Origin of the sequence: Citrobacter sp. Cpo221 (genome assembly GCF_030332345.1) — a bacterium.
Classification (GTDB): Bacteria; Pseudomonadota; Gammaproteobacteria; order Enterobacterales; family Enterobacteriaceae; genus Citrobacter; species Citrobacter portucalensis.
This window is the reverse complement of record NZ_JAOWIA010000058.1, coordinates 340,830-366,559: the sequence shown is the minus strand read 5'-3', so window position 1 is coordinate 366,559 and position 25,730 is coordinate 340,830. Positions and strand designations below refer to the sequence as shown.

The window sequence follows — 25,730 nt, the reverse complement described above, 5'->3', positions numbered from 1 at the left end:
ACGTAATCCGCATTGCGGTTAATTGAAATGGAAAAAGTATGAAGAACTGGAAAACGCTGCTTCTCGGTATCGCCATGATCGCGAATACCAGTTTCGCTGCCCCACAGGTAGTCGATAAAGTCGCAGCCGTCGTCAATAACGGCGTCGTTCTGGAAAGCGACGTCGATGGCTTAATGCAGTCAGTAAAACTGAATGCAGGTCAGGCAGGTCAGCAATTACCGGATGACGCCACGCTGCGTCATCAGATCCTGGAACGTTTGATCATGGATCAAATCCTCCTGCAAATGGGTCAGAAGATGGGTGTTAAAATCTCTGATGAGCAGTTGGATCAGGCTATTGCCAACATCGCCAAGCAGAACAACATGACGCTGGATCAGATGCGCAGCCGTCTGGCACAGGATGGCTTAAGCTATTCAACCTATCGTAGCCAGATCCGCAAAGAGATGACCATCTCCGAAGTGCGTAACAACGAAGTTCGCCGTCGCGTCACTATCCTGCCTCAGGAAGTGGATGCCCTGGCGCAGCAGGTAGGCAACCAAAACGATGCCAGCACCGAGCTGAACCTGAGCCACATTCTGATCCCATTACCGGAAAACCCAACGTCCGACCAGGTTAACGCAGCTGAAAGCCAGGCGCGCTCTGTTGTTGATGAAGCGCGTAACGGTAGTGATTTCGGAAAACTGGCTATTACTTATTCCGCTGACCAGCAGGCGCTGAAAGGCGGTCAGATGGGTTGGGGACGTATTCAGGAGCTGCCGGGTATCTTTGCCCAGGCGTTAAGCACTGCGAAAAAAGGCGATATCATTGGCCCAATTCGTTCCGGTGTCGGCTTCCACATCCTGAAAGTCAACGATATGCGTGGCCAAAGCCAGAGCATCTCCGTGACTGAAGTTCATGCTCGCCACATTCTGCTTAAGCCGTCGCCGATCATGACCGATCAGCAGGCGCGTCTGAAGCTGGAACAAATCGCGGCAGATATTAAGAGCGGTAAAACTACCTTCGCGGCAGCCGCTAAAGAGTTTTCTCAGGATCCAGGCTCTGCCAACCAGGGCGGCGATCTGGGCTGGGCTGCAGCGGATATTTTCGACCCTGCTTTCCGCGATGCGCTGACCAAACTTAACAAAGGCCAGATGAGCGCCCCGGTGCACTCCTCTTTCGGTTGGCATCTGATCGAACTGCTGGATACGCGTAACGTTGATAAAACTGACGCAGCGCAGAAAGACAGAGCTTACCGTATGCTGATGAACCGTAAATTCTCGGAAGAAGCAGCAACCTGGATGCAGGAACAGCGCGCCAGCGCTTACGTTAAAGTTCTGAGCAACTAATGACTCGTGCTCAACGCGTTGTTATCACTCCCGGCGAACCCGCCGGGATTGGCCCGGACCTGGTGGTTCAACTCGCCCAGCGCGAGTGGCCTGTAGAACTCGTTGTCTGTGCGGATGCAGCACTCCTCAATGACCGGGCAGCGATGCTCGGTTTACCGCTTTCACTCCTCCCATACTCTCCAGATACCCCAGCCAAACCGCAATCAGCAGGCACATTGACGCTGTTACCGATTGCGCTGCGGGCACCTGTTGTCGCGGGTCAGTTGGCGGTAGAAAACGGGCAATATGTGGTGGATACGCTGGCTCGCGCCTGCGATGGTTGTCTGCAAGGTGAGTTTGCGGCGCTGATCACCGGCCCGGTTCACAAGGGCGTTATCAATGACGCTGGCGTCCCGTTTACCGGACATACCGAGTTTTTTGAAGAGCGCTCACAGGCAAAGAAAGTTGTTATGATGCTGGCGACCGAAGAGCTGCGCGTTGCCCTGGCAACCACGCATTTGCCGCTCAGAGCCGTTGCCGACGCCATTACGCCCGCCCTGCTTCAGGAAGTGATCGGCATTTTGCATCATGATTTACGCACCAAGTTCGGCATTGCCGATCCGCATATTCTGGTGTGCGGTCTTAACCCGCATGCTGGTGAAGGCGGTCATATGGGAACGGAAGAGATAGATACCATCATTCCGGTACTCGATGAACTGCGTGCGCAGGGAATGAAATTAAACGGTCCGCTGCCCGCAGATACGCTGTTTCAGCCCAAATATCTCGACCACGCGGATGCCGTGCTGGCAATGTACCACGATCAGGGTCTCCCCGTGCTAAAATACCAGGGATTTGGTCGCGGTGTGAATATCACGCTGGGCCTGCCCTTTATTCGCACATCCGTCGATCACGGCACCGCACTTGAACTCGCGGGCCGTGGACAAGCAGATGTCGGCAGTTTTATTACGGCGCTTAATCTCGCCATCAAAATGATTGTTAATACCAATGAATAATCGAGTCCATCAGGGCCATTTAGCCCGTAAACGTTTCGGGCAGAACTTCCTCAACGATCAGTTTGTGATCGAAAGTATTGTCTCTGCTATCAACCCGCAGAAAGGTCAGGCTATGGTCGAAATCGGCCCGGGCCTGGCGGCATTGACCGAACCAGTAGGCGAACGTCTGGACAAGCTCACGGTCATTGAACTCGACCGCGATCTGGCAGCACGCCTACAGACACACCCGTTTTTAGGGCCTAAGCTGACGATTTATCAGCAAGATGCCATGACCATGAACTTCGGCGAACTAGCACAAACGATGGGACAGCCGCTGCGCGTATTCGGCAACCTGCCGTACAACATCTCCACGCCGCTCATGTTCCATCTTTTTTCCTATACTGATGCCATTGCCGACATGCATTTCATGTTGCAAAAAGAGGTGGTCAATCGTCTGGTTGCAGGGCCAAACAGTAAAGCGTATGGTCGATTAAGCGTCATGGCGCAGTATTACTGCAATGTGATCCCGGTACTTGAAGTACCGCCTTCCGCATTTACGCCAGCGCCTAAAGTTGATTCAGCCGTTGTGCGTCTGGTCCCTCATACGACGATGCCGTACCCGGTTAAAGATGTTCGTGTGCTGAGCCGTATTACCACCGAAGCGTTTAATCAGCGCCGTAAAACGGTACGTAACAGTCTCGGCAACCTGTTTAGCGTTGAAGTACTGACAGAGCTGGGCATTGATCCGGCGATGCGAGCGGAAAATATCTCTGTCGCGCAATACTGCCGGATGGCTAACTATCTGTCAGAAAACGCGCCATCGAAGGAGAGTTAAACATGATCAATTCGCCCCGAGTGTGCATTCAGGTACAAAGCGTCTACATTGAGGCGCAATCCTCACCTGATGATGAACGTTACGTTTTTGCTTACACCGTAACTATCCGCAATTTGGGGCGAGCGCCTGTGCAGCTGTTGGGGCGTTATTGGTTGATCACTAATGGTCATGGCCGCGAAACCGAAGTTCAGGGTGAAGGCGTGGTTGGCGTCCAGCCCCACATCGAACCCGGCGAAGAGTACCAGTACACCAGCGGTGCGGTGATTGAAACACCACTGGGCACCATGCAGGGTCATTACGAAATGATCGATGAACAAGGCATCGCCTTTACCATCGATATTCCCGTATTCCGACTCGCCGTTCCAACACTCATTCATTAAAACAATAACTATGGCGACATACCTTATTGGCGACGTTCACGGTTGTTACGATGAACTGGTAGCCTTGCTGCATCAGGTAGACTTTAATTCCGAAAAAGACACCCTATGGCTCACCGGCGATCTGGTCGCTCGTGGACCGGGCTCGCTGGACGTTTTGCGCTACGTGAAATCACTGGGCGACAGCGTGCGGTTAGTATTGGGTAATCACGATTTACACCTGCTGGCCGTATTCGCCGGTATCAGTCGTAATAAACCTAAAGACAGGGTCACATCGCTGCTCGAAGCACCGGATGCCGACGAATTACTTAACTGGCTCCGCCGTCAACCGCTGTTGCAGGTAGACGAAGAGAAGAAGCTGGTAATGGCGCATGCCGGTATCACCCCACAGTGGGACCTGCAGACGGCAAAAGACTGTGCTCGCGATGTTGAAGCCGTGTTGTCGAGCGACTCGTATCCCTTCTTCCTTGATGCGATGTACGGCGACATGCCCAATAACTGGACCCCGGAACTGACCGGGCTGGCGCGCCTGCGTTTTATTACCAACGCCTTTACCCGCATGCGTTACTGCTTCCCTAACGGTCAGTTGGATATGTACAGCAAAGAGTCACCAGAAGACGCACCTGCTCCGCTGAAGCCGTGGTTTGCCATTCCTGGACCTGTCAGTGAAGCGTACAGCATTGCATTTGGGCACTGGGCATCGCTGGAGGGTAAAGGCACGCCAGAAGGCATTTACGCGCTGGATACGGGGTGTTGCTGGGGAGGCGATCTCACCTGTCTGCGCTGGGAAGACAAACAGTACTTCGTGCAGCCGTCAAATCGCCATCTGAATCTGGATCCTGGCGAAGCGGTCAACGCCTGATAGGTTTATGCCTGATGGCGCTACGCTTATCAGGCCTACATCTGGCACAAAAGTAGGCCGGATAAGGCGTTTCGCCGCCATCCGGCACTTACAGTATTAACGACGTTCCAGAATCTCGAAGCAGTAGCTGTGAGAGTTTTGCGCGTCGGCATCGTGGAATTCACTGAACACCGACTCCCAGTCATCCGGTTCGTAGTCCGGGAAATGCGTATCCCCTTCCACTTCCGCATCAATGTGCGTCAGATACAGTTTCTGCGCTTTTGGCAGGAACTGCTCATACACACGCCCGCCGCCAATTACCATAATTTCAGGTTCATCGCCGCAGGCCGCAATTGCTTCATCCACAGACTTCACCCACTGCACGCGATCGTCGGTGCCTGGCTTACTGCTGATGACGATATTTTTACGCCCAGGTAACGGTCGCCCGATGGATTCCCAGGTGTGGCGTCCCATGACAACCGGCTTGTTTAAGGTATTACGTTTAAACCAGGCGAGATCGGCAGGGAGGTTCCACGGCATGGCGTTCTCCATACCGATGACGCGATCTACCGCTAACGCCGCAATCAGACTGATCATTGAATATTTCCCGGATACAAAAAAATTGTCGCCACTATACGGAAAGCGCAATCTTTCGTCGACTGGCGGAAAGAGGATGAACAGGAAAATTTTCCGTTCTGCTGGCGAACCGACCTATTTAAGGTGGTACGCCAGCATTACAGTAGTTCAAAAACAGCCAATTAGCAGTAAAGTTTGCAGAACATCACACTTTTTACCCTATGCTGACGGTTTCACTTCCGGCTCATCGGCGACGTCGCCCGTATGCTTACCTTCATCCGTGCCTTGCCAGCCATGGCGTTGAATTAACGATAAGTGCTGACGATCTTCCGCAATAATTTCACTCAGCATTGCGCTGGTGCGTTTATAAACGGCCGCGCGGGAAGTCGCGTCATTTTCCCCTTTCACCATCTCCTCTACCATCATGGTATTGAATCGGCGGAATACGTCAGCCCGCTCACGTGCCTCATAGCGCCCAAGCCCGAGACCTTCCAGCGCCAGACGTCCGGTCTTCAATGCACCTTCAAAGGTTTCACGTTCCGGCATATCCACGCCCGCCTGGCGCAGGCGGATGTAATGATCCACGTCGCGCGCACGAGCAATAATTTGCAGATGCGGGAAATGCTCTTTAACCATTTCAGTTAATTGCAGACTGGTTTGCGGATCGTCAATGGCATTAATAATGACTTCAGCTTTCGCCGCCCCGGCAGACTCCAGCAGATCCATCCGGGTCGCGTCGCCATAGAAAACCTTCATCCCGAATTTACGCAGCGTTTCGATATGGTCCGGGTCATGATCAAGAACCACCATTTTGACCCCGCTCGACAATAGCAAACGACCGGTTATCTGGCCAAATCGCCCAAACCCGGCGATGATCACCCTAGGTTGTTCCTCATCGATTTCATCGGCTTCCCGCTCTTCCTCAGTCGCCGATTTTTCCAGACGCGTCAAAATCACCAGCAAAATCGGCGTAGCCGCCATCGACAACGCCACCGCCAGCGTCAGCGATTTCGCCCAGTCAGGATCGAGCACATTTGCCATTTGCGCCGCGCCAAACACCACAAAGGCAAACTCACTGCCCTGCCCTAATAATACGGCAAACCAGCGACGCTGCTTGTTCGGCACCTGCAACGGTTTCGCTATCAACCACAGCATGACGGTTTTGATAACCAGGAAACCGACCAGTAGAATGATAATGCGCAAGGGATTATCAATCAGCGTACCAAAGTCGATAGACATCCCTACACCGATGAAAAACAGCCCCAGCAGCAGTCCTTTAAATGGTTCAATGTCGCTTTCCAACGCGTGGCGATACTCAGAGCTTGCCAGCAGCACCCCAGCCAGGAATGCCCCCATCGCCATCGACAATCCAACCTCTTCCAACAGCAGACCGAAGCCAAACACGAGGAACAGCGCAACGGCACTGAACACTTCCCGCAGGCCCGAACGGGCGACAAAACGCAAGGCAGGGCGTGTGACATAACGACCTAACAGCACCACCAGCACCAGTGCGCCCGCTACCTTAAGGGCAGACAATGCAAACGCCCCAAGCGTTGTTGATGCGCCACTCGCTGCCAGTAATGGGATCATCGCCACCAGTGGAATAGCAGCGATATCCTGGAACAGCAGCACGGCAAAGGCGCTGCGACCCATTTGCGAAACCATCAGGTTGCGTTCATTCATTGCCTGCATAGCGATAGCCGTAGAGGAAAGCGCCAGTGTCATGCCGATCAGCTCCGCTACCTGCCAGCGCAGGCCGAGGAACATACAGAACACACCAATCAGGCCTCCGCAAACCACCATTTGCAATGCGCCGCCGCCGAACACCGAGGCTCGCAGTTTCCACAAACGTTGCGGATCCAGTTCAAGGCCGATAACAAACAGCATCAGCACCACACCGATCTCCGCAAAATGCAGGATGGATTCGGCGTCCGTTACCAGCCTCAGGCCCCATGGACCGATAATGCACCCGGCGATAAGATACCCCAGTACAGACCCGAGTCCCAGCCGTACGGCGATGGGGACAATTAGTGCCGCCGATCCGAGATAAATCAGCGCCTGTATCAGCGTATGGCTATCCATGGTGTGCCTCCTGCCATTCCATCAGACGCTGTTTGTAGTGACGCGCCTGCGCTTGCAGGGTTTCATCATCACAGATAAACGTACAGTGCATCGCAAACGGCGGTAGCCATTTGAGGCCACAATAAAGTGCCGTCGCCTGTAAGGGTTGAGAAAGCACATCGAATCCGGGATGGGAGCCAATATCGAAGTGGTTTTCACCGCCGCCGGTCGTCACCGCCCACAGCAGATGTTTACCGTGCAGCGCAGTACCGCCATGGCCATACGCCCAGCCGTGCGAAAGGACTTTATCCATCCACAGCTTGAGTAATGGAGGTGTGCTGTACCACTGCATCGGATGCTGCCAGATGATCAAATCAGCGCGTGCCAGCGCATCCTGTTCAGCGGCAATATCGATATTGAAGTCGGGGTAGAGCTGGTAGAGCGAGCGGATCTCCACGCCCTCCAGCGTCCTTGCCTGTTCAAGCATCCGCTTATTCGCATGCGAGTGCTGCGGATAGGGATGCGCATAAATGATGAGGATCATGATTAGCCTGTTTCACTGCATTATTGTAATAACAGTGAGTTTAGTCAGTTAATCCACAGGCTAACAGCCAATATTATTGAGGCCTATACACAAAATCATTCATGTTGCATCAAGGCGGCAAGGGAATGAATCCCCAGAAGCTTACTAAAGTAAGTGACTGGGGTGAATGAGCGCAGCCAACACTGAGGCAACTTGAAGGATGAAGTGTATATTAGTTGTCCAGCTCACTCATATCCTTAACCTGATCGCGGTTAATCTGTTCCGTCTTACCCGTTTGCGCATTTTTATACGACACCAGGCCAGTATCATCATCGACTTGCGGTTTGCCGTCAGTGACGATTGTTTTGCCATCGGTGGTTTTAACCGCCTGGTTTGAGGAACAACCGGCTACGGTAAATAGTGCTGCTGCGGTAAAAATTGAGGTGATCAGGATATGTTTTTGCATGGTGTTCTCCCTGCTTTTCAGTTGTTTTCAGTGATATACCCAGTTAACTGTAGGCTAACTGACTGAGTTGCAGGGAAAATACAGAACACTCCTAATAACTCGCCCTGGTCACGGGCTTACTGCGAATCGTCATTTGACTGGTTTGCGCCAGCGTCAGACCTCGCGTTTCCGGGGCGAAAGCGATGGACACAAGCAGGCCAATCAGCGAAATTCCTGCGCCCATCAGCATGACATTGCTGATCCCGTATTTGGTAATGAACACCGGCAGCGCCCAGGTTGAAACAATGGTGCCGATGCGGCTTAAGGACATAATCACCCCGACGGCAGATGCGCGAATGTCGGTAGGGAACAGTTCATTTGGGTACAGCCACTGAAGATTTCCCGGTCCCCCCGAGAAAAAGGCGTACACGGCAAACGCCAGCACCACCAGCCACGCTCCCATATCAGGAATTAACCCCAGCACGGCCAGCGCCAACGTCATCATAATAAAGCTGCCAATTAACAATGGCCGACGGCCCGCGCTATTAAGCCAGAACATGGGTGGAATGCACCCCAGCATAAAGCACAGGCTTATCACCACATTGCCCAACGCAGCGCTTTTCCCGGCGCCAAGCCCCAACAGTCCAACAATCTGCGGACCAAAGGTATAAATGGCGAACATCGGGATCACCTGACAGGTCCAGATAGCGGCAACAAACAGGACAAACGGGAAATGACGGCGGTTAAACAGCTGCAGGAAGCGCGTCTCCTGCGGCGCCTCTTCGTCGAACACCACCGGTTCGCCGAACAGTTTGATCATCATCGCTTCACACTCTTTCACCCGACCTTTACGCAGCAGCCAGCGCGGCGATTCAGGAAGATCGAAACGCCCAATCAGGATCAAAATACAGGGGATCACCGCGCTGCCCAGCATCCAGCGCCATCCGCCCTCAACATCATACAGCCAGTAACCGACCAGATCGGCACAGGTGGCGCCGACATACCACATCGCGGCGATAAAACCGATGGAGAAAGCGCGCTGGCGGGTATTGGAGAACTCGGTAATCATCGAGGTAGCAATTGGATAATCGGCACCAATCACAATGCCGATCAGCACACGCATCACCAACAGTTCAACGGGTGAGGAAACAAACATGGTTGCCGCCGATATCACGCCAATGGCGATAATATCGATGATGAACATTTTGCGCCGCCCGACCTTATCGGAAATGTAGCCAAACAGCGACGTCCCCACAAACAGACCGGCGAGCGTGCCGGCCCCCAGCAGACCAATCCACTGAGCGTCCAGTTTCAACGCTGGCGTGAGCTGTTCCAGCGCCACGCCAATCATCACCAGCACATAACCATCCAGAAATGGCCCACCGCTTCCCCACAGCATTATCCGGCGGTGAATAGAGGTAAATTTGATGTCATCAAAGTTCCTGGGCTGCTGCATAGCGACTTCCTGTTTCAACACGGGCAAAGCGTCATCTGTAGGCCGGATAAGGCGTTTACGCCGCCATCCGGCATTGGCGCCACATGATTGCCGGATGGCGACGCTACCGCGTCTTATCCGACCTACGGGTGCACAACCTCGTACTTATTAGCCGTAGCGAAACTCCACGCCAAATGTCCCGCGCGGGTATTCCCATTTTTCCAACGCTGTATCAAGTCCGAGAATGCGGCACGTTCCGCACTCCAGGCATCCGGCGTAATCAAAACGAACGCTGCCGTCGTCCTGCTTTTTATACAGTCCGGCTGGACAAGCCTTAATCAGTACTTCCAGCGCCTGTTTATCAGGATCGGTTTTGAGAATGATGTGCGGGCTGTCTTCATCCACATTGAACTTATTGACGCCCAGTTTGACGTCCACATTGACGGGAGATGTCATAATACGGTCACTCCTTTCAGGCCATCTTTCATCAGGTTGATGAAGCCCACTTTCTTCGCATGGCGCAGGATTTTTTTGCGCATTGGCACCGGAGCGGAACCATCCACGGTGAACAGGTCGCGCGCGATACCGACCGCCATTTCGGGATAGGCGGTAAACATGCGTGGGTTATCAAGGAAAGCGGGAAGCTTCTGATACATGCGCATATCGCGCATTGGACCATCATCGAGATGCTGACGGTATTCGCCCAGCGACTGCTTGCTGAAGTCGTCGCGCTTCATCGCGGAAAGCACCGTTTTCGCCGCCGCTTCGCCTGCGGATATGGCGAGATCCATACCGCGGATAGTAAAGCCGAGGTTCATACACATTCCGGCAGCGTCACCGGCAATCAGTACTCCTTCCCCCACCAGTTCAGGCTGCATATTCATACCGGCCTCCGGTACGACGTGCGCGGCATATTCCACCAGCTTGCCACCAGCGATCAGTGGGGCAACCGCCGGATGCTGTTTGAAATCTTCCAGCATTTGTGGGACCGATTTTTTAGCATCTTTCAGATGATGAAGACCGCAGACCAGCCCCAGAGAAAGGGTCGTTTCATTAGTATAGAGGAAGCCCCCGCCCATCAACCCATCTGTTGGCGAACCGGCAAACAGGCAGGCTGCGCCTTCGTTCCCCTGTAACTGGAAACGATCTTCAATCACCGATTTTGGCAATTCGATCAGCTCTTTTACGCCAACGGCAACATGCGATGCCTCAACGCGCTTTGCCATGCCCAGTTTTTCTGCCAACAAAGAATTCACCCCGTCAGCGAGGATCACCACTTTGGCTTCCAGAATATCGCCGTCGGCTTCCACGCCCACAACTTTGCCTTCGCGCTGCACAACATTATCTACCCGAATACCGGTGATAAGCTGGGCTCCCGCCTCCTCGGCCTGCTCCATCAGCCAGGCGTCAAATTTGCTGCGTAAGACGGAATAAGAAACCTGCGACGATGCGGCCTCTTCACCATTGCAATAGTCGATGGTCATCGCCCCTTTGTCGGTCATAAAGGCGAGTTTTTCGTGGGTGATGATGCGTTCAATGGGGGCCTGCTCAGCAAAGCCGGGAATGATGCGTTCCAGGCTATGGGCATACATGCGCCCACCGGTGACATTCTTCGCGCCAGCAGAATTGCCGCGCTCGATGACCAGCACCTGTGCACCTTCCCGAGCCAGCACCAGCGCCGCAACCGAACCGGCCAGACCTGCACCCACGATGATGGCATCAAAGATATCTTCGGACATACGTACTCCTGTCAGTGGCAGGATACTTTCGCATCCTGCCCGAATGGTTTAACGCGCCAGAGCAGCCGTCAGCGCAGGCAGGATCTTCAGCGCATCGCCAACGATGCCAAAATCTGCGTACTGGAAGATCGGCGCATTTTTATCTTTGTTGATGGCGAAAATCGTCTGCGCGCCGTTGGCGCCGACCATATGTTGGATCTGTCCGGAGATCCCCACGGCCAGGTACAGTTCTGGTTTGAGCATCAGGTTGGAAATGCCGACGTAGCGTTCGTGCTCCATCCACTTCTCGTTTTCCGCCACTGGACGGGAACAGGCCAGCTCAGCGCCAATCGCCTGGCACAGCGCTTCGGCCAGCGAGATATTTTCCTTGCTGCCGATACCGCGCCCCACGCTGACCACCAGACGGGCTTTGTCGAGATCAACGCTATTGCTCTGACGCGCCTGAGTGGCCGTACGGGTCACGGCGATAGCCGGAGCCTGCCACTGGACGGTGTGCACCTCGCCGCTGCGAGCGGTATCCGGTTGCTGCGCGTCAAACGTTCCACTGCTGAGTGTGATCACAGCAAACGGTGAAGCGATTGTTTCTGCTCCCATCGCCAGGCCGCCGTAGACCATATGTTTGACCGCCGCTTTTCCGTCCTGTACTTCGACTGCGCTGGCGTCGTTTGAAACCGCAGCCGACAAGCGAAAGCCCAGCTTTGCCGCTAACAGCTTGCCCCGACGCGTATTCGGCAGCAGCACCGCGCCGCCCTCGCTGTGCTGACGAATGGTTTCGGCCATCGCATCGGCGTAGTCTTCAACCATACGGTCTTCTGGTTTGCCGCTGAGCAGCCAGACATGATCCGCCCCTAAATGGCATGCCGCCGCGCCGTCCTCATCGCTGAGCACAAACGTGTTAACGTTTTCACCTAAAGCCTGCGCACCATTCATCAGTTCCGGCAGACGAGAAGGGGTATCGCTGAATACCCAGACACTGGAAAATTTGTTCATAACATCCCCTGATAATTAAATGATTTTGCGAAGATTCTCGACAAACGCGGCAATCTGTTCTTCACCGTCACCTTCAATCACAACGCGCTGACGCTCGCGCTGCTTCGGTGCGGCAACCTGTTGTTCCGAATACGCTTGCGCGCCGTTCAGCCCAATGTCCGCAGACGACCAGACCTGGACCGGTTTTTTCGCTGCACCAAGAATGGCTTTCATGGAAGGGATTTGAGGGGTGTTGATGTCGGTAGAGACCGCGATCACCGCAGGAAGCGGGATACTCAGGGTTTCAACTTCATCTTCCAGTTCACGCTCTACCGTCAGCGTGCTGTCGGTAAGAGAGAGGATTTTACTCACGCCGTTAATCGCCGGCACGTTCAGCATTTCGCCCACCAGCAGACCAACCTGCTGAGCATAAAGATCGGAAGAACCGTCGCCGCAAATAAGCAGATCAAAACCTGATTTTTGTGCGGCGGCAGCCAGCGCAGTGGCGGTTTGTTGCGGCAGCGCCTGTTCAAATTGATCGTCAATGACAACAATCAGTTCATCAGGGCCACGGGAGAGCACATCTTTGCGCCCTTTTGCATTGGTCAGCGCTTTGCCGCCGACGCTCATGGCCACAACCTGAGCCTCTCCCACCTGCTGTTTTAACTGGCAAGCCGCTTCGATCGCATTCAGATCATATTGGCTGATTTTGCCATCCGCTTTGCTGAAATCGAGTGTTCCATCAGCATTATTAATCGCAATATCCTGCTCATCAGGTACGCATTTGTAGCAAGTAATTATCTTCATTGCATCTCCAGAAATCATGAAGGAAACGTATTTATATCGGCGGTGTTAAATACAGATATCACGCTCTTTAATTCGGAAATAAAACATTAATCACCAATATTGAAAATGTCACACATTGATATTCGTAACTTTCAATAGTGTTATGCACCTCACCAATATTGAAAGAAACATGTCAATTACGAAAATTTTCAATATTGTTTGCTGGTTCAACAATATTGAACGCCAGTCACTTAAAAAAGTTAAAAAATCAACATTAACATTATGATTAATAAAAGAATTATTTGGATTTCCAGACAAAATAACCAGCATAAAAAAGTGTGACACAGATAACAGAATAGCCGGAAGTGAATACCCATTATGAGTTACTCACTGAGGCGCCCCAGAGGTTAAAAAGTTATCAACAAATCATTAATAACAAATAAACAAACAATCACATACGGGCACGCTAAATAAATTTCGTTTTCACACTGGAATTCACTTATGAAAAATGAAAAGAGAAAGTCGGGAATTGAACCGAAGGTTTTTTTTCCGCCATTAATAATTGTTGGGATACTTTGTTGGCTAACAGTAAGAGATCTTGATGCCGCTAACGTCGTTATTAATGCGGTATTCAGTTATGTCACCAACGTCTGGGGTTGGGCATTCGAATGGTATATGGTCGTCATGCTCTTCGGTTGGTTCTGGTTGGTCTTTGGCCCATATTCGAAAAAGAAATTAGGCGACGAAAAACCCGAGTTTAGTACCGCCAGCTGGATTTTTATGATGTTCGCTTCCTGTACATCCGCCGCGGTGCTGTTCTGGGGTTCCATCGAGATCTACTACTATATCTCTACCCCGCCTTTTGCTCTCGCCCCCAACTCCGTTGGCGCAAAAGAGATAGCTCTGGCGTACAGCTTGTTCCACTGGGGACCGCTGCCGTGGGCAACCTACAGCTTCCTTTCAGTCGCGTTCGCCTACTTCTTCTTTGTACGCAAAATGGACGTTATCCGCCCCAGTTCCACACTGGTGCCGTTAGTTGGCGAGAAGCATGCTAAGGGCTTGTTCGGCACCATCGTCGATAACTTCTATCTGGTGGCGCTGATCTTCGCGATGGGCACCAGCCTCGGTCTCGCTACCCCGCTGGTAACCGAGTGTATGCAATGGCTGTTCGGTATTCCGCATACGCTGCAACTCGACGCCATCATCATTACCTGCTGGATCATATTGAACGCCATTTGCGTGGCCTGCGGCCTGCAAAAAGGGGTCAAGATCGCCAGCGACGTACGTAGTTACCTGAGCTTCCTGATGCTCGGCTGGGTGTTTATCGTCAGCGGCGCCAGCTTCATCATGAACTACTTCACCGACTCGGTCGGCATGCTGCTGATGCATCTGCCACGCATGCTGTTCTATACCGATGCCATCGGCAAAGGCGGCTTCCCGCAGGGCTGGACTGTTTTCTACTGGGCGTGGTGGGTCATTTACGCCATCCAGATGAGTATCTTCCTGGCACGTATTTCTCGCGGTCGTACCGTACGTGAACTGTGTTTCGGGATGGTACTGGGCCTGACCGCATCCACCTGGATCCTGTGGACCGTCCTTGGCAGCAACACGCTGCTGCTGATGGATAAAAACATTCTCAACATCCCGCAGCTAATTGAACAACACGGCGTGGCGCGCGCCATTATCGAAACCTGGGCTGCTTTACCGCTCAGCACCGCCACCATGTGGGGATTCTTTATCCTCTGCTTTATTGCCACCGTCACGCTGATCAACGCCTGCTCCTACACCCTGGCGATGTCCACCTGTCGCGAAGTTCGTGATGGTGAAGAACCGCCGCTGTTGGTGCGTATCGGTTGGTCCGTTCTGGTCGGCGTCATCGGCATCGTTCTGCTGGCGCTGGGTGGGTTGAAGCCCATTCAGACCGCAATTATCGCCGGGGGATGTCCGCTGTTCTTCGTCAACATCATGGTGACGCTGTCCTTTATTAAAGACGCCAAAGTGCACTGGAAAGACAAGTAATTCTTATTAACCCAATTGATCAAGAGGCTGAAAGATGGATTTCAACTTAAATGACGAGCAGGAACTGTTTGTCGCCGGTATTCGTGAACTGATGGCCAGTGAGAACTGGGAAGCTTATTTTGCCGAGTGCGATCGCGACAGCGTCTACCCTGAGCGTTTTGTAAAAGCGCTGGCGGATATGGGCATCGATAGCCTGTTGATCCCGGAAGAACACGGCGGGCTGGAAGCCGGTTTTGTCACCGTTGCCGCCGTCTGGATGGAACTCGGACGTCTTGGCGCACCGACTTACGTGTTGTACCAATTACCAGGCGGTTTTAACACTTTTCTGCGTGAAGGTACCCAAGAGCAAATTGATAAAATCATGGCGTTCCAGGGGACCGGTAAGCAGATGTGGAACTCGGCGATCACAGAACCGGGAGCGGGATCGGATGTTGGCAGTCTGAAAACCACTTATACACGCAAAAATGGTAAGGTTTATCTTAATGGCAGTAAGTGCTTTATCACCAGTAGCGCCTATACCCCGTACATCGTAGTGATGGCGAGAGATGGTGCATCGCCGGATAAACCTGTTTATACCGAGTGGTTTGTTGACATGAGCAAGGCGGGTATCAAGGTCAACAAACTGGAGAAACTCGGTCTGCGCATGGATAGCTGCTGTGAAATCACCTTTGATGACGTTGAACTGGACGAGAAAGACATGTTCGGTCGGGAAGGTAATGGCTTCAACCGTGTGAAAGAAGAGTTTGACCATGAACGCTTCCTCGTCGCGCTGACCAACTACGGTACGGCAATGTGTGCTTTTGAAGACGCAGCGCGTTATGCCAACCAACGCGTACAGTTTGGCGAAACGATCGGCCGTTTCCAGCTGATCCAGGAGAAGTTCGCGCACATGGCGATCAAACTGAATTCCATGAAAAACATGCTGCTGGAAGCCGCATGGAAAGCGGATAACGGCACCATTACTTCGGGTGACGCGGCAATGTGTAAATACTTCTGCGCCAACGCCGCGTTCGAGGTGGTAGACACCGCCATGCAGGTACTGGGAGGTGTTGGTATCGCGGGCAACCACCGCATCACGCGTTTCTGGCGTGACCTGCGCGTTGACCGTGTTTCTGGTGGTTCTGACGAAATGCAGATCCTGACGTTGGGTCGTGCGGTACTCAAGCAATACCGATAGAACGACGCAACCTGTAGGCCTGATAAGACGCCTTAGCGTCGCCATCAGGCACTCAATGCCGGATGGCGGCGCGAGCGCCTTATCCGGCCTACATGGACACCCATAAATGCCAGGAGAAAAATGATGAATCATTTACCAATGCCAGCCTTCGGCCCGCTTTCCGGGGTACGCGTTGTCTTTTCAGGGATCGAAATTGCCGGTCCTTTCGCCGGACAGATGTTCGCCGAATGGGGCGCCGAGGTTATCTGGATTGAAAACGTCGCATGGGCCGATACCATCCGCGTGCAGCCTAACTACCCGCAGCTCTCACGCCGTAACCTGCACGCCCTGTCGCTGAATATTTTCAAAGATGAAGGCCGGGAAGCGTTTCTGAAGCTGATGGAAACCACCGATATTTTCATTGAAGCCAGTAAAGGCCCAGCCTTTGCCCGCCGCGGTATTACCGATGAAGTGCTGTGGGAACATAACCCGAAACTGGTTATCGCCCACCTTTCCGGCTTCGGCCAGTTTGGAACCGAGGAGTACACCAATCTTCCGGCGTATAACACCATCGCACAGGCGTTCAGCGGCTATCTGATCCAAAACGGCGACGTGGATCAGCCAATGCCCGCCTTCCCATACACCGCCGATTACTTCTCCGGGATGACCGCAACGACAGCAGCGCTGGCAGCCCTGCACAAAGTGCGCGAAACGGGTAAAGGTGAAAGCATCGATATCGCTATGTACGAAGTGATGCTGCGCATGGGTCAGTATTTCATGATGGATTACTTCAACGGCGGCGAAATTTGCCCACGCATGACCAAAGGCAAAGACCCATATTACGCTGGCTGCGGCCTGTATAAATGCGCCGATGGCTATATCGTCATGGAGCTGGTCGGCATCACGCAAATCAACGAATGCTTCAAGGATATTGGCCTCGCCCACATTCTTGGCACACCGGAAGTCCCGGAAGGCACCCAGCTTATCCATCGTGTGGAATGCCCTTACGGCCCTCTTGTGGAAGAGAAACTGGACGCCTGGCTGGCAACGCACACCATCGCCGAAGTCCAGACGCGCTTTGCTGAGCTGAACATCGCCTGCGCGAAGGTGCTGACTATTCCTGAACTGGAAGGCAACCCGCAGTACGTTGCCCGTGAATCTATTACTCAGTGGCAAACAATGGATGGCCGCACCTGCAAAGGGCCAAACATCATGCCGAAATTTAAAAACAACCCGGGGAAAATCTGGCGCGGCATGCCGTCACATGGCATGGATACTGCCGCCATTCTGAAAAATATTGGTTATAGCGAAGCAGACATAAATGAGCTGGTCGGCAAAGGCCTGGCCAGAGTTGAGGAATAAACGCGACGCGCTGACCCCTCGATGGTTAGCGCTCACGCCTGATTTCAGTGGATAAAGCAATATGGATATCGTTGGCGGACAAAACTTACGTCAGATGTGGGACGACCTGGCCGGGGTGTACGGAGATAAAACGGCGTTAATTTTCGAATCCTGCGAAGGAGTCGTTCGGCAGTTTAGCTATGCCTCGCTCAATGAAGAGATTAACCGTACCGCAAACCTGTTCCATTCCTTAGGGATCCGCAAGGGCGATAAGGTCGCATTGCATCTGGATAACTGTCCGGAATTCATTTTTTGCTGGTTTGGGCTGGCAAAAATTGGCGCCATCATGGTACCGATTAATGCCCGCTTGCTGGGTGAAGAAAGTGCCTGGATCCTGCAAAACAGCCAGGTAAGCCTGCTGGTCACCAGCGCCCAGTTTTATCCTATGTACCGCCAGATACGGCTGGAAAATAGCACCCCGCTTAATCATATCTGTCTGATTGGCGAACAGCTTCCGACTGACGACGGCGTGAGTCACTTTACCCAACTGCAATCCCGCCAGTCCGCCACGCTGTGCTATACACCTGCGTTATCCACTGACGATACGGCGGAAATTCTGTTTACCTCAGGCACCACCTCTCGACCTAAAGGGGTGGTAATTACCCACTACAACCTGCGTTTTGCGGGCTATTACTCTGCCTGGCAAATTGCTCTGCGTAATGATGACGTCTACATGACGGTGATGCCCGCGTTTCATATCGATTGTCAGTGTACCGCCGCAATGCCCGCATTCTCCGCTGGCAGCACCTTTGTGCTGCTAGAGAAGTACAGTGCCAGGGCGTTCTGGAATCAGGTGCATAGATATAAGGCGACGGTTACTGAATGCATTCCGATGATGATCAGAACGCTAATGGTGCAGCCCGCTTCACCAATCGACAGACAGCATCACCTGCGCGAAGTGATGTTCTACCTCAATTTATCCGAGCAGGAAAAAGACGATTTTACCGAACGCTTTGGCGTCAGGCTGCTGACCTCCTACGGTATGACTGAAACCATCGTCGGTATTATCGGTGACCGTCCCGGTGACAAACGACGCTGGCCCTCCATTGGTCGCGTGGGATTTAGCTATGAAGCCGAAATCCGTGACGATCACAACCGTCCCCTGCCCGCCGGAGAAATTGGCGAAATCTGTATTAAAGGCGTGCCGGGCAAAACCATCTTCAAAGAGTACTACGCGCAGCCGGAGGCTACCGCCAAAGCGCTGGAGCCCGGGGGCTGGTTACATACCGGTGATTCAGGCTATCAGGATGAGGATGGCTATTTTTATTTCGTCGACAGACGCTGCAACATGATTAAACGCGGCGGGGAAAATGTCTCCTGCGTCGAGTTGGAAAATATTATTTCTGCGCATCCGAAAATTCAGGACATTGTGGTTGTCGGTATTAAAGATTCAATCCGTGATGAAGCCATTAAAGCGTTTATCGTCCTTAATGAAGGTGAAACATTAAGTGAAGCCGAGTTCTTCAGCTTCTGCGAAAACAATATGGCGAAATTCAAGGTTCCCTCTTTTATGGAGATAAGAGCCGACCTGCCGCGCAATTGTTCAGGAAAAATAATCAAAAAAAATCTGAAATAACCCTTCCGACAGGAACTCCTCCTGCCGGGAAATCTATTTATCTGGAGATGAACTATGAGTGAATCATTACATCTGACCCGTAACGGCCCGATCCTGGAAATTACCCTCGACCGACCTAAAGCCAATGCCATTGACGCCAAAACCAGCTTTGCCATGGGTGAAGCGTTTCTTAATTTTCGTGACGACCCGGAATTACGCGTAGCGATTATCACCGGCGGCGGTGAGAAATTCTTTTCTGCGGGCTGGGACTTAAAAGCGGCGGCTGAAGGTGAAGCGCCGGATGCCGATTTTGGCCCAGGCGGCTTTGCCGGTTTAACCGAAATTTTCGACCTCGATAAACCGGTCATCGCTGCGGTAAACGGCTATGCGTTTGGCGGTGGTTTTGAGCTGGCGCTGGCGGCGGATTTTATCGTCGGCGCGGATAACGCCAGCTTCGCACTACCGGAAGCCAAGCTCGGGATCGTGCCAGACAGCGGTGGCGTACTGCGTCTGCCTAAGCTGCTGCCACCGGCAATCGTCAACGAAATGGTGATGACCGGCAGACGAATGAGCGCCGAAGAAGCGCTGCGCTGGGGCATCGTCAACCGCGTTGTCAGCCAGAGCGAACTGATGGATAGCGCGCGTGAACTGGCGCAGCAGTTGGTGAATAGCGCCCCGCTCGCGATCGCCGCACTGAAAGAGATTTACCGCACCACCAGCGAAATGCCGGTGGAAGAAGGCTACCGCTACATCCGCAGCGGCGTGCTGAAGCACTATCCATCTGTACTGCATTCGGAAGATGCGCTTGAAGGTCCGCAGGCGTTTGCCGAAAAACGCGACCCGGTGTGGAAAGGTCGTTAATGAGCCGATGCCGGATAGCGATTCGCTGATCCGGCAATAAAACCGAGATAAAACGATGAGCTACTACGCCTTTGAGGGCCTGATTCCGGTGGTACATCCGGATGCCTTTGTCCATCCCAGCGCCGTGCTGATTGGCGATGTCATAGTGGGTGCCGGAGTTTATATTGGCCCCCACGCGTCATTGCGCGGTGACTATGGTCGCTTGATCCTGGAGGCTGGTTCTAATTTGCAGGATGGCTGCATCATGCACGGCTACTGTGACACCGATACCATTGTGCATGAGAACGGACACATCGGCCATGGCGCAATCCTGCACGGTTGCGTGGTGGGCAGAGATGCGCTGATCGGCATGAACAGCGTCATTATGGACGGCGCAGTGATTGGCGAAGAGAGCATTGTCGCCGCCATGAGCTTTGTCAAAGCCGGATTTCAGGGAGAGGCAAGGCAGATGCTGGTTGGCTCACCCGCTCGCGTATTGCGTGAAGTCACGGACCAGGAACTGCACTGGAAACGGCTAAACACCAAAGAGTATCAGGATCTTGCAATCCGCTGCCACACAGGTCTACACGAAACACTGCCCTTAACGCGGGTCGAAGAAAACCGGCCACGCCTGAAAGGCACAACGGACGTAAAACCCAAATCAGCACAGTAATTGATGCCGGATGCGCTCACGCTTATCCGGCCTACGCGTCAATCACCGTTTATGCCGCCATCAGGCAAACTGATTATTAGCGACGCATACTCTTGGAGAGCATCATCTGCCATTTCTGCTCACGGTTGAGCTCTGTTGGAGGAACGGCAGACAGGCGTGGCGTTTTCGCCATGCTCACCTTTTTCTCCTGCAAATTGTGATTCAGTCGGCTGTAGAGATGAGAGTCAATACTCACGACTTTCACCAGACGCTGGCACTGACAACCCCGACCGGCAATCTGATTAGGGATCATCTTAACTTCACAAACAATTTCTCCCACTTCCGACAGAATATAAGAGAGCGTATTAATTGCTTTGCAGTGCTCGATATCAAAATGGCGGGAAATTTCCTTTGCGGTGATCCAACGATCCTCGGCCATCATCCAGTCAGCAATTAACAAATAAAGCGGTCTTTCAACATATTTTTCACACATAAGCACACCATTTTCACAAATTAAAAATCTGGCTACGGCCTGTCCAAATTAATAAAAACTAAGCCATATTAAAATTGTGGATATAAAGGATAGTATGCGACTTGAATGTTGATTAGTGTGAGCAATATCGTGCTTATTACATTGAAAATGTGGTTACGGAAACGGACTTGTCCAGGAATGACCTTACGCAAGACAAAAAAAGGGTTTCTTTACAGAAACCCTTTCAAAATTATATTACAGGTCTGGTTAGAGCAATATTCACCGGACCTTTTGTTTATTACTTTTTGATCTGCGCGTGCATTTCCTGCACCGATGTTACCTTCTCGGTGGCATCGGCATTCAACGCCATCGCTGTGGCGAAACCGCCGTTCAGCGTAGTGTCATAATGCACTTTGTACTGCAGCGCGCTGCGGCGAATCAGCTTGGAGTCTTCAATCGCCTGACGACCTTCGGTGGTGTTGATGATATAGGTGTACTCGCCATTCTTGATACGGTCCTGAATGTGCGGACGACCTTCATGCACCTTGTTCACCAGACGTGGATTGATACCCGCTTCACCCAGAACAATCGCGGTCCCGTGCGTCGCATCCAGCTCGAAGCCAAACTTCAGCAGTTTCGCTGCCAGGTCAACCACGCGCTCTTTATCGCCTTCGCGAACGGAGAGCAGTGCACGACCCTGTTTTTTCATGGTGGAGCTGCTGCCCAGCTGTGCCTTGGCGAACGCTTCAGCGAAGGTACGGCCCACGCCCATCACTTCCCCGGTAGAGCGCATTTCTGGCCCTAACAGCGGGTCAACGCCCGGGAATTTGTTGAACGGCAGCACCACTTCTTTTACCGAGTAGTACGGAGGGATTACTTCTTTGATTACGCCCTGCTGTGCCAGCGTTTTTCCGGCCATCACGCGCGCCGCGACTTTCGCCAGCGGTACACCAGTTGCCTTGGAGACGAACGGAACGGTACGTGCCGCACGCGGGTTCACTTCAATCAGGTAAACTTCGTTATTCTTCACCGCAAACTGGACGTTCATCAGACCGCGAACCTGCAGTTCGAAGGCCAGTTTCTGCACCTGTTGGCGCATCACATCCTGAATTTCCTGGCTCAGGGTGTAAGCAGGCAGAGAACATGCGGAGTCACCGGAGTGCACGCCCGCCTGTTCGATATGCTCCATGATGCCGCCAATCAGCACCATTTCACCGTCGCAGATAGCGTCCACGTCCACTTCAACCGCGTCATCAAGGAAACGGTCCAGCAGTACCGGCGCATCGTTAGAAACGCTGACTGCGGTCTGGAAGTAGCGACGCAGGTCGGCTTCGTCGTAGACGATTTCCATCGCGCGACCACCGAGAACATACGACGGACGCACTACCAGCGGGTAGCCAATCTCTTTCGCCTTCTCAACAGCCTGTTCGATAGCCGTTACGGTAGCGTTCGCCGGTTGTTTCAGCTTCAGACGGTCAACCGCCTGCTGGAAACGCTCGCGGTCTTCCGCACGGTCGATGGCATCCGGGCTGGTACCAATAACCGGCACACCTGCCGCTTCCAGCGCACGCGCCAGCTTCAGCGGGGTCTGGCCGCCGTACTGTACGATGACGCCTTTCGGCTTCTCGATACGCACGATTTCCAGTACGTCTTCCAGCGTGACCGGCTCGAAGTACAGGCGGTCGGAGGTGTCGTAATCGGTTGAAACCGTTTCCGGGTTACAGTTGACCATGATGGTCTCGTAACCGTCTTCACGCAGCGCCAGCGAGGCGTGTACGCAGCAGTAGTCGAACTCAATGCCCTGACCGATACGGTTTGGACCACCGCCCAGCACCATGATTTTATCGCGGTCGACGGACGGATTCGCTTCGCACTCATCTTCATAGGTGGAGTACATGTAAGCGGTGTCGGTGGCAAATTCTGCCGCACAGGTATCCACGCGTTTGTAAACCGGATGCAGGTTATACTGGTCACGCAGCTTGCGGATTTCCGCTTCGCGAACGCCAGCCAGTTTCGCCAGACGCGCATCGGCGAAACCTTTGCGCTTCAGTACGCGCAGGAAGTCAGCGTCGAGGCCGTTGATGCCAAGGTCGGTGACTTTTTCTTCCAGACGTACCAGCTCTTCAATCTGCACCAGGAACCAGCGGTCGATGTTGGTCAGGTTGAACACGCCATCGACGGACAGGCCAGCACGGAAGGCATCGGCGATGTACCAGATACGCTCAGCGCCAGCGTCTTTCAGCTCGCGACGGATTTTAGTCAGTGCTTCCGGGTCGTCCAGGCTTACTTTCGGGTCGAAGCCGGTCGCGCCCACTTCCAGACCGCGCAGCGCTTTCTGCAACGATTCCTGCTGGGTACGGCCAATCGCCATCACTTCACCGACAGATTTCATCTGCGTGGTCAGGCGGTCGTTAGCACCAACGAATTTCTCGAAGTTGAAGCGTGGTATTTTCGTCACAACGTAGTCGATGGACGGTTCAAACGAGGCCGGAGTACGGCCACCGGTGATGTCGTTCATCAGTTCGTCGAGGGTGTAACCTACGGCCAGCTTGGCGGCGACTTTCGCAATCGGGAAGCCGGTAGCTTTGGACGCCAGCGCCGAGGAGCGGGATACGCGCGGGTTCATCTCGATGACAATCAGGCGACCGTTTTTCGGGTTTACCGCAAACTGGACGTTAGAACCGCCGGTTTCTACGCCGATTTCACGCAGTACCGCCATCGAGGCGTTACGCATGATTTGATATTCTTTGTCGGTCAGCGTCTGGGCAGGTGCTACGGTGATGGAGTCACCGGTATGGATGCCCATCGCATCGAAGTTTTCGATGGAGCAGACGATGATGCAGTTGTCGTTTTTATCACGCACCACTTCCATTTCGTACTCTTTCCAGCCAATCAGTGATTCATCAATCAGCAGCTCGTTGGTTGGGGAAAGATCCAGACCGCGTTCGCAGATTTCTTCGAACTCTTCGCGGTTGTAGGCGATACCGCCACCGGTGCCGCCCATGGTGAAGCTAGGGCGGATAATGCACGGGAAGCCAACGTCAGCGGCAACCGCCAGCGCTTCTTCCATGGTGTGAGCGATGCCTGAACGTGCGGTGTCGAGACCAATCTTCTTCATCGCGATATCGAAGCGACGACGGTCTTCCGCTTTATCAATGGCATCCGCCGTTGCGCCAATCATGGTCACGCCGAACTCAGCCAGTACGCCCTGGCGTTCCAGTTCCAGCGCACAGTTCAGCGCTGTCTGACCGCCCATGGTTGGCAGCACCGCATCCGGGCGTTCTTTCTCAATAATTTTGCGTACCACTTCCCAGTGAATCGGCTCGATGTAAGTGGCATCGGCCATTTCCGGGTCGGTCATGATGGTTGCCGGGTTGGAGTTCACCAGAATAACGCGGTAACCCTCTTCACGCAGGGCTTTACACGCCTGCGCGCCGGAATAGTCAAACTCACACGCCTGACCGATAACAATCGGACCCGCGCCCAGAATCAGGATACTTTTTATGTCTGTACGTTTTGGCATGGCTCTTTTACTCCTGATTATTTCGCGGACTGACGGTATTGCTCAATTAACTCGATAAAGTGGTCGAACAACGGTGCAGCGTCGTGCGGACCCGGACTCGCTTCAGGGTGCCCCTGGAAGCTAAACGCCGGTTTATCGGTACGATGAATCCCCTGCAAGGTGCCGTCGAACAGTGACTTGTGGGTCACGCGCAGGTTGGCAGGCATGGAGGCTTCATCTACAGCAAAACCGTGGTTCTGTGCGGTGATCATCACGGTGTTGTTATCAATATCTTTTACCGGATGGTTGCCGCCGTGGTGGCCAAACTTCATCTTAATGGTCTTCGCGCCGCTCGCCAGCGCCAGCAGTTGATGGCCGAGGCAGATGCCAAATACCGGAATATCGGTTTCGAGGAATTTCTGAATCGCGGTAATTGCGTAGTCGCACGGCGCCGGGTCGCCAGGGCCATTGGACAGGAAGATACCGTCCGGATTCATCTTCAGAACGTCTTCTGCAGAGGTTTTCGCCGGTACAACCGTCAGGCGGCAGCCGCGGTCCGCTAACATACGCAGAATGTTACGTTTGGCACCGAAATCGTAAGCCACAACGTGGAACGGCAGTTCATCGGCAGATTTTGCTTCCGGCATGTCACCGGCCAGCGTCCAGCTCCCCTGCGTCCAGCTATAAGGCTCCGCGGTAGTCACTTCTTTCGCCAGATCCATACCGTTCAGGCCCGGGAAGGCTTTCGCTTTTTCCAGTGCCAGCGCCGCATCCGGGTTATCGCCCGCGATGATGCAGCCGTTCTGTGCACCCTTTTCACGCAGCAAACGCGTCAGCTTACGGGTATCGATATCGGCAATCGCCACAATGTTATGGCGCTTGAGGTAAGAAGAGAGGTCTTCGGTATCGCGGAAGTTGCTGGCAATCAGCGGCAGGTCGCGGATGACCAAGCCTTGCGCATGTACTTGTGAAGATTCTGCATCGGCTTCATTGGTGCCGACATTACCGATATGAGGATAAGTAAGAGTGACGATTTGGCGGGAATAGGAAGGATCAGTGAGGATTTCTTGATAACCGGTCATTGAAGTATTGAAAACGACTTCCCCAACCGCCGAACCTGTTGCCCCTATGGCCCGACCGTGAAACTGGGTTCCGTCTTCCAGAACCAATAGCGCTGACTTAATCAAAACACCCTCCAGAGAATATTCACTCACTTTATTTGCATATTAATTCATTAACACCTCATGAAT

General features: G+C 53.2%; 23 protein-coding genes. 11 read left to right on the top strand and 12 right to left on the bottom strand.

Annotated elements, in window-relative coordinates; all coding sequences use genetic code 11:
• The first annotated feature begins 38 nt into the window (after positions 1-38).
• Genes surA through apaH form a run of 5 tightly spaced genes read left to right on the top strand, consistent with a single transcriptional unit; the run spans position 39 to position 4,370 of the window.
• Positions 39-1,325, top strand: coding sequence for a peptidylprolyl isomerase SurA (gene surA, locus OGY72_RS19375; protein ID WP_003829603.1), 1,287 nt, complete (start codon positions 39-41; stop codon positions 1,323-1,325).
• Complete coding sequence (gene pdxA / locus OGY72_RS19370; RefSeq protein ID WP_126319277.1) at positions 1,325-2,317, top strand: 4-hydroxythreonine-4-phosphate dehydrogenase PdxA; 993 nt, start codon at positions 1,325-1,327, stop codon at positions 2,315-2,317. Before surA ends, pdxA begins: the two co-directional genes overlap by 1 nt.
• On the top strand, positions 2,310-3,131 hold the full coding sequence (gene rsmA, locus OGY72_RS19365; RefSeq protein ID WP_003829609.1) for a 16S rRNA (adenine(1518)-N(6)/adenine(1519)-N(6))-dimethyltransferase RsmA: 822 nt from the start codon (positions 2,310-2,312) through the stop codon (positions 3,129-3,131). Before pdxA ends, rsmA begins: the two co-directional genes overlap by 8 nt.
• A gap of 2 nt (positions 3,132-3,133) precedes the next feature.
• On the top strand, positions 3,134-3,511 hold the full coding sequence (gene apaG, locus OGY72_RS19360) for a Co2+/Mg2+ efflux facilitator ApaG/CorD (protein WP_003018867.1): 378 nt from the start codon (positions 3,134-3,136) through the stop codon (positions 3,509-3,511).
• Positions 3,512-3,521: 10 nt separating this feature from the next.
• Positions 3,522-4,370: a bis(5'-nucleosyl)-tetraphosphatase (symmetrical) ApaH gene (gene apaH, locus OGY72_RS19355; protein ID WP_003829612.1), complete on the top strand. Its 849-nt coding sequence runs from the start codon at positions 3,522-3,524 to the stop codon at positions 4,368-4,370.
• Between the two features lie 96 nt (positions 4,371-4,466).
• On the opposite strand, the gene folA is transcribed toward apaH, so the two are convergent.
• The 9 genes from folA to OGY72_RS19310 form a co-directional block, all read right to left on the bottom strand.
• On the bottom strand, positions 4,467-4,946 hold the full coding sequence (gene folA, locus OGY72_RS19350) for a type 3 dihydrofolate reductase (protein ID WP_003018873.1): 480 nt from the start codon (positions 4,944-4,946) through the stop codon (positions 4,467-4,469).
• Between the two features lie 198 nt (positions 4,947-5,144).
• Positions 5,145-7,007, bottom strand: a complete 1,863-nt coding sequence (gene kefC, locus OGY72_RS19345; protein WP_003829616.1) for a glutathione-regulated potassium-efflux system protein KefC — start codon at positions 7,005-7,007, stop codon at positions 5,145-5,147.
• Positions 7,000-7,530, bottom strand: a complete 531-nt coding sequence (gene kefF / locus OGY72_RS19340; RefSeq protein ID WP_003829618.1) for a glutathione-regulated potassium-efflux system oxidoreductase KefF — start codon at positions 7,528-7,530, stop codon at positions 7,000-7,002. Before kefF ends, kefC begins: the two co-directional genes overlap by 8 nt.
• A gap of 211 nt (positions 7,531-7,741) precedes the next feature.
• A complete protein-coding gene (locus OGY72_RS19335) occupies positions 7,742-7,975 on the bottom strand; it encodes a YgdI/YgdR family lipoprotein (RefSeq protein ID WP_003018880.1) in 234 nt (77 codons plus the stop codon).
• Between the two features lie 91 nt (positions 7,976-8,066).
• On the bottom strand, positions 8,067-9,410 hold the full coding sequence (locus OGY72_RS19330; RefSeq protein WP_003829621.1) for an MFS transporter: 1,344 nt from the start codon (positions 9,408-9,410) through the stop codon (positions 8,067-8,069).
• A 147-nt stretch (positions 9,411-9,557) separates the two neighbouring features.
• Positions 9,558-9,845, bottom strand: coding sequence for a ferredoxin-like protein FixX (gene fixX, locus OGY72_RS19325; protein ID WP_000203736.1), 288 nt, complete (start codon positions 9,843-9,845; stop codon positions 9,558-9,560).
• Positions 9,842-11,128: an FAD-dependent oxidoreductase gene (locus OGY72_RS19320; RefSeq protein WP_286548867.1), complete on the bottom strand. Its 1,287-nt coding sequence runs from the start codon at positions 11,126-11,128 to the stop codon at positions 9,842-9,844. Before OGY72_RS19320 ends, fixX begins: the two co-directional genes overlap by 4 nt.
• A 48-nt stretch (positions 11,129-11,176) precedes the next feature.
• Positions 11,177-12,118, bottom strand: a complete 942-nt coding sequence (locus OGY72_RS19315) for an electron transfer flavoprotein subunit alpha/FixB family protein (protein WP_148362461.1) — start codon at positions 12,116-12,118, stop codon at positions 11,177-11,179.
• A gap of 15 nt (positions 12,119-12,133) precedes the next feature.
• Positions 12,134-12,904: an electron transfer flavoprotein FixA gene (locus OGY72_RS19310; protein WP_032942343.1), complete on the bottom strand. Its 771-nt coding sequence runs from the start codon at positions 12,902-12,904 to the stop codon at positions 12,134-12,136.
• Between the two features lie 480 nt (positions 12,905-13,384).
• On the opposite strand from OGY72_RS19310, the gene caiT reads away from it, so the two are divergent.
• From caiT to caiE, 6 genes are all read left to right on the top strand, one after another.
• The gene (gene caiT / locus OGY72_RS19305) at positions 13,385-14,902 is read left to right on the top strand and encodes an L-carnitine/gamma-butyrobetaine antiporter (protein WP_003829695.1); all 1,518 of its coding nucleotides are present in this window, start codon (positions 13,385-13,387) and stop codon (positions 14,900-14,902) included.
• Between the two features lie 34 nt (positions 14,903-14,936).
• The gene (caiA, locus tag OGY72_RS19300) at positions 14,937-16,079 is read left to right on the top strand and encodes a crotonobetainyl-CoA dehydrogenase (protein WP_003018898.1); all 1,143 of its coding nucleotides are present in this window, start codon (positions 14,937-14,939) and stop codon (positions 16,077-16,079) included.
• Positions 16,080-16,202: 123 nt separating this feature from the next.
• On the top strand, positions 16,203-17,420 hold the full coding sequence (gene caiB / locus OGY72_RS19295; protein WP_126319874.1) for an L-carnitine CoA-transferase: 1,218 nt from the start codon (positions 16,203-16,205) through the stop codon (positions 17,418-17,420).
• A 61-nt stretch (positions 17,421-17,481) separates the two neighbouring features.
• Positions 17,482-19,035, top strand: coding sequence for a crotonobetaine/carnitine-CoA ligase (caiC, locus tag OGY72_RS19290; RefSeq protein ID WP_286548865.1), 1,554 nt, complete (start codon positions 17,482-17,484; stop codon positions 19,033-19,035).
• Positions 19,036-19,089: 54 nt separating this feature from the next.
• Entirely contained in the window at positions 19,090-19,875 is a 786-nt protein-coding gene (gene caiD, locus OGY72_RS19285; protein WP_286548864.1) for a crotonobetainyl-CoA hydratase, read from the top strand.
• Positions 19,876-19,930: 55 nt separating this feature from the next.
• Positions 19,931-20,527, top strand: a complete 597-nt coding sequence (caiE, locus tag OGY72_RS19280; protein WP_149335412.1) for a carnitine operon protein CaiE — start codon at positions 19,931-19,933, stop codon at positions 20,525-20,527.
• 76 nt (positions 20,528-20,603) lie between these two features.
• Here caiE and caiF read toward each other — a convergent pair whose 3' ends face one another.
• From caiF to carA, 3 genes are all read right to left on the bottom strand, one after another.
• Positions 20,604-20,999, bottom strand: a complete 396-nt coding sequence (caiF, locus tag OGY72_RS19275) for a carnitine metabolism transcriptional regulator CaiF (RefSeq protein ID WP_003829705.1) — start codon at positions 20,997-20,999, stop codon at positions 20,604-20,606.
• A gap of 277 nt (positions 21,000-21,276) precedes the next feature.
• Positions 21,277-24,501: a carbamoyl-phosphate synthase large subunit gene (gene carB / locus OGY72_RS19270; protein ID WP_286548860.1), complete on the bottom strand. Its 3,225-nt coding sequence runs from the start codon at positions 24,499-24,501 to the stop codon at positions 21,277-21,279.
• Positions 24,502-24,518: 17 nt separating this feature from the next.
• Entirely contained in the window at positions 24,519-25,667 is a 1,149-nt protein-coding gene (gene carA / locus OGY72_RS19265; protein ID WP_279275196.1) for a glutamine-hydrolyzing carbamoyl-phosphate synthase small subunit, read from the bottom strand.
• Positions 25,668-25,730 lie beyond the last annotated feature (63 nt).

Coding starts and splice junctions, on each gene's coding strand:
- OGY72_RS19320 (WP_286548867.1), bottom strand. CDS start 11,128: ATGTCCGAAGATATCTTTGATGCCATCATCGTGGGTGCAGGTCTGGCC.
- OGY72_RS19335 (WP_003018880.1), bottom strand. CDS start 7,975: ATGCAAAAACATATCCTGATCACCTCAATTTTTACCGCAGCAGCACTA.
- folA (WP_003018873.1), bottom strand. CDS start 4,946: ATGATCAGTCTGATTGCGGCGTTAGCGGTAGATCGCGTCATCGGTATG.
- OGY72_RS19330 (WP_003829621.1), bottom strand. CDS start 9,410: ATGCAGCAGCCCAGGAACTTTGATGACATCAAATTTACCTCTATTCAC.
- kefC (WP_003829616.1), bottom strand. CDS start 7,007: ATGGATAGCCATACGCTGATACAGGCGCTGATTTATCTCGGATCGGCG.
- caiT (WP_003829695.1), top strand. CDS start 13,385: ATGAAAAATGAAAAGAGAAAGTCGGGAATTGAACCGAAGGTTTTTTTT.
- kefF (WP_003829618.1), bottom strand. CDS start 7,530: ATGATCCTCATCATTTATGCGCATCCCTATCCGCAGCACTCGCATGCG.
- caiD (WP_286548864.1), top strand. CDS start 19,090: ATGAGTGAATCATTACATCTGACCCGTAACGGCCCGATCCTGGAAATT.
- OGY72_RS19310 (WP_032942343.1), bottom strand. CDS start 12,904: ATGAAGATAATTACTTGCTACAAATGCGTACCTGATGAGCAGGATATT.
- caiE (WP_149335412.1), top strand. CDS start 19,931: ATGAGCTACTACGCCTTTGAGGGCCTGATTCCGGTGGTACATCCGGAT.
- caiC (WP_286548865.1), top strand. CDS start 17,482: ATGGATATCGTTGGCGGACAAAACTTACGTCAGATGTGGGACGACCTG.
- caiA (WP_003018898.1), top strand. CDS start 14,937: ATGGATTTCAACTTAAATGACGAGCAGGAACTGTTTGTCGCCGGTATT.
- OGY72_RS19315 (WP_148362461.1), bottom strand. CDS start 12,118: ATGAACAAATTTTCCAGTGTCTGGGTATTCAGCGATACCCCTTCTCGT.
- apaH (WP_003829612.1), top strand. CDS start 3,522: ATGGCGACATACCTTATTGGCGACGTTCACGGTTGTTACGATGAACTG.
- apaG (WP_003018867.1), top strand. CDS start 3,134: ATGATCAATTCGCCCCGAGTGTGCATTCAGGTACAAAGCGTCTACATT.
- caiB (WP_126319874.1), top strand. CDS start 16,203: ATGAATCATTTACCAATGCCAGCCTTCGGCCCGCTTTCCGGGGTACGC.
- fixX (WP_000203736.1), bottom strand. CDS start 9,845: ATGACATCTCCCGTCAATGTGGACGTCAAACTGGGCGTCAATAAGTTC.
- caiF (WP_003829705.1), bottom strand. CDS start 20,999: ATGTGTGAAAAATATGTTGAAAGACCGCTTTATTTGTTAATTGCTGAC.
- carB (WP_286548860.1), bottom strand. CDS start 24,501: ATGCCAAAACGTACAGACATAAAAAGTATCCTGATTCTGGGCGCGGGT.
- pdxA (WP_126319277.1), top strand. CDS start 1,325: ATGACTCGTGCTCAACGCGTTGTTATCACTCCCGGCGAACCCGCCGGG.
- rsmA (WP_003829609.1), top strand. CDS start 2,310: ATGAATAATCGAGTCCATCAGGGCCATTTAGCCCGTAAACGTTTCGGG.
- surA (WP_003829603.1), top strand. CDS start 39: ATGAAGAACTGGAAAACGCTGCTTCTCGGTATCGCCATGATCGCGAAT.